1 protein-coding gene and 1 pseudogene are annotated in these 4,096 nt (G+C 59.9%); one reads left to right on the forward strand and one right to left on the reverse strand.

The genetic code is table 11. From position 1 onward, the window contains the following. Positions 1-843 (forward strand): annotated as a pseudogene (locus tag BK662_RS34845) (calcium-binding protein); the annotation flags it as partial. Between the two features lie 114 nt (positions 844-957). Here the strand turns inward: BK662_RS34845 and BK662_RS19215 are convergent. Then, positions 958-3,696, reverse strand: a complete 2,739-nt coding sequence (locus tag BK662_RS19215) for a winged helix-turn-helix domain-containing protein (RefSeq protein WP_123359365.1) — start codon at positions 3,694-3,696, stop codon at positions 958-960. Between the last annotated feature and the right edge of the window lie 400 nt (positions 3,697-4,096).

Here is a 4,096-nt window from a genome sequence, read left to right on the forward strand (position 1 = left end):
TACATCGTCGACAACCTTGGCGACACCATTACCGAAACCAGCACCCTGGCCAACGAGACCGACACCGTGCGTTCGTCGGTGAACTGGACCTTGGGCGACAAGCTGGAAAACCTGTTCCTCATCGGCAGCGCAAACCTGCGCGGCACCGGCAACGACTTGAACAATGTGCTGGTCGGCGGTACCGGCAACGACAGGCTCGACGGCGGCGCCGGTGACGACATCCTCGACGGTGGCGAGGGCCAAGACTTCATGATGGGGGGCAACGGCGCAGACACCTACTACGTCGACGACGTCTTCGACTTTGTCTTCGACATGGGATCCTCGCTGACCGAGCACGACCGGGTGCTCTCGTCCATCGACTACAACATCAATACCAATATCGAGGACCTGCAATTCCTTGGCACCGACAACCTCATCGGCACCGGCAACGATGTGGCCAACCGCATGACCGGCAACACCGGTGACAACATCCTCGACGGTGGTCTGGGGGGCGACACCCTGATCGGTGGCCTGGGCACGGACACACTGACCGGTGGCGATGGTGCAGACACATTTGTGTTCAATGCCTGGAACGAAACGGGAATTGGCAACCTGCGTGATGTCATCACTGACTTCAGCAGTCCACAGGGCGACAAGATCGATCTGACGCAGTTTGATGCCAACCTGCTCAGTGCTGGCATCAACGGCTTCACCTTCATCGGTGCCAATGACTTCACCGGAGCCGGCCAACTTCGCTTCGTCGACCATGTGCTGTCGGGCAATGTTAGCGGCAACGTTGGTGCAGACTTCGAAATCCAACTGGTCGGTGTGAACAGCTTCAGCGCCAACGAGTTGGTGGCCTGACACTCAGTCGCTCACGCAATAATCGGCCTCTAAAGCAGGCCGGGTCTGCTTCAAACAATAACGCCCCGACTGTTTCGGGGCGTTATTGTTTGTAGCAGACCTTGGCCGAAAAAACTAAGTCAGAACCCCCAACTCCTTCGCCCGCGCCACCGCCTGCGTGCGCCGCTCAACCCCCAACTTACTGTTGATATGGCTGGCATGGGTCTTCACCGTATGCAGCGAAATAAACAACTGATTACTGATTTCCTGGTTCGAACACCCTTGGGCGATCAGTCGCAGAACGGCCAGTTCACGCGTACTGAGTTGTTCGGCAGCTGGCGATGATTCCACAACCGACCGAGAGGCCATGGCCGGAAGTTTTTCCGAGAGACTCTGCGAAATGGCCGTCGGCGCACAGAGTTGAAGTTGCCCGCGCAGCCAGTCCGGGTGTTCGGTCAACAATAGGTCAAACGGTTGCAGGACACCGCCGGCGGCCGCTTCCAAAGCCTGGGCCAGCGCCTTGCGTGCCTCGGATTCGCGCCCGCCCGCCAGCAACAGAGTAATTTTCTGACTCAGCGCCATCACGCTGAGCATCTGCCGGCCGCTGTGCTGACCGTGTTCATGCAACGCGTTCAAGCGTCCTTCGGCGAGCATGGGCTGGCCTTTCATCATGTCCAGCACCGCCTGTTGCAGTTCAATGTGCAGCGGCAGTTGCGGATGGAATTCCGGCGGTGCCGCCGGATGCTCTCCGTTGTAAGTCTGGCCCAATCGTGCGAGCCAGGCTTCGGCAAGGTCGGTGCGGCCCTGGGCCAGCCAGAGCTCGCATTTGACCAGGGTGATCATCGCCAGGTAGTAAATCGGCGGAACGTCCCAGATGTGCATCAGCCGCTCGGCCTCGGCGAGTTCGGCGAAGGCTTTGGCGAACTCGCCGCTGCTGCCCTCCAATCGGGCAATCACGCAGTGGCCGATCAACACGCTGATGTCACGACAGGCCCGGGCTTCGCTCAAACCCGCGAGCAAACGTAGCCGCGCGGCCTGGGGTTGCAAACGCAGCGCCAGCAAAAATCCCTCGTATAAGGTCAACCGTGCGCGCACCGCATAAAGCCGTTGCGGGGATAGGCCTTGGAGGCGCTGCAACCCTTGGCGAACTTCGTCCAATGAACGAAGAATCTCCCCGCGTGCTTGGAGCACGCGGGCGCGGTCGTAATGGGCCAGCGCCTCGAACAGCGGATTGCCGACCCGCTGTGCCAGCTCAAGGGACTCACGGTTCAACCCTCGTGCCCGCCAGAGATCGCTGTCGGCAATGGCCAGGTTGGACAATGTCGAGAGGCACATCAGGCGCTGCCCATAGCGTTTGGCCGGCAGGCTCTCCAGCGCTTCGGTGCAATAGAGCAACGTCAGCTCGCGATTGCCTCGCCCCCGGGCAATGATGCCGCTCAGGGCCAGCCATTGCGCCAGCATGGATTTTTGCGCAGTGGCCGACGGCGCCGGCAGGAAGCGGCTCAAGTGGCTGGCCAGTTCCTCGGCGGCGTCCAGTTGGCAGGCCAGACCCAACGCCCAGCTGTAGAGCACGATCAGCCGTGGCGTGCTGATCAGCAGGCTGTCGGGCAAGTCCATTTTCCAGCGCAGCAGCATGCCGACGTTCTGCTCGGCCAGCAGCTGTTCTTCAGAGAGGTTTTGTACCAGATTCGCCGCAACATCCAGATGCCCGGCACGCAACGCCTGCTCTACCGCCTCATCGAGTAACCCTTGAGAATTGAACCAGCGGCAGGCACGCAGATGCAGGCTGGCCGTCGGCACCATCACCTGGGCGGTGGGCCGGCTACGCAGCAGGTCGGAAAACAGGTGGTGATAGCGATACCAGTGACCGTGTTCGTCCAGCGGCACCAGAAACACCTGATGCGCCAGCAGGAAACGCAGGATCTCGGCACTGTCATGGGCTTCGCGCACGGCGTCGCACAACTCGCTGCAAAAGCGCTCTTGAAGCGCGGTCTCGTACAGGAATGACTGCACCTCGGCGGGCAGGCAATCGATCACTTCTTCGAGCAGGTAATCGCGAATCAGCCCTTCCCCACCGTACAGCGATTGGGGCAATGCGCCCTCGCTGCCGGCTTCGGAGGCCGCCAGCAGCCAGAAGCGCAGCCCGGCCACCCAGCCTTCGCTGCGCTGGATCAAACTCTCCAGCGCCTCGCCACGCAATGAAATGCTGTGTCTATCGAGTAGGGTCAGGGCTTCATCGTGGGTCAGTCGAAGATCCTGCTCATGCAACTCGAGCAGTTGCCGCGATAGCCGCAGGCGTGCCAGATGCCAGTCGGGACGTTGCCGGCTGGTGACCATGACCAGCAGACCATCGGGTAAATGATTGAGGAAAAACTGCAGGCAACGATCAAGCACCGGGCCCTGGGCCAGATGATAGTCATCGAGTACCAGCAACAGTGGCGTAACGGGTGAAAGGTGCATAGCCAGTTCATCGAGCAAACCGTCCAGCCATTCTTCGAAGGCAAACGGCTGATGACGTTGGCGCATTTTCAGCAACCCCAGCGCCTGACTACCCAGTTGCGGAAAATACTCCTGAAGCCCTTCGAGCAGCCGTTCAAGAAAACGACCGGGATCGCTGTCCCGAGGACTTAACCCCAGCCACAGACTTTGCCAGTGATCCGGCAACCCCTGGCAAAACTCCACCGCCAATGAACTCTTGCCGAACCCCGCCGGCGCGCTGACCAGCAGCAGCCTGCCACCGAGACCGGCGCTCAGGCGCTCGCACAAACGCGGCCGCAGCACATGGCCGTCGGGCAGCGGAGGCCGGAAAAAGCGCCCGTCCAATGCGGCGACGGCTACGCTTGCAGGGCCCGGAAATGGGGACAGATCAGTCATGGCCGGCTCTTGTTTGAAAGGCTGATGGCGGCGTTACAGATGTCCGCAGCCTAGCGGTAAACGAAGAGCTATTGAAGGTTATTGCTACAAATGGCTACAAAAAGACTACGAACAGAAGTTGCCAAGCCTGAGGTGCAGTTTTTTCGACAGACCGTGTCGCTCCCTTCGCGAGCAAGCCCGCTCCCACACTGGTTCTCCATTGCTCACAGATTGTCTGTCCACCGAAGATCAAATGTGGGAGCGGGCTTGCTCGCGAAAGGGCCATCACAACCACCGACGTTTCGCGAGTCCCCCGCGTTAACAAGTGCGCCCTGATACAAAATTCCGATAAAAAAACGCCCCGAACCAGTCGTAATGCTGTTCACTTAAGCATTTGAGTCTCAGCAGGGCTTACTCGAAA

It is taken from the genome of Pseudomonas frederiksbergensis, from assembly GCF_003732275.1.
Classification (GTDB): domain Bacteria; phylum Pseudomonadota; class Gammaproteobacteria; order Pseudomonadales; family Pseudomonadaceae; genus Aquipseudomonas; species Aquipseudomonas frederiksbergensis_H.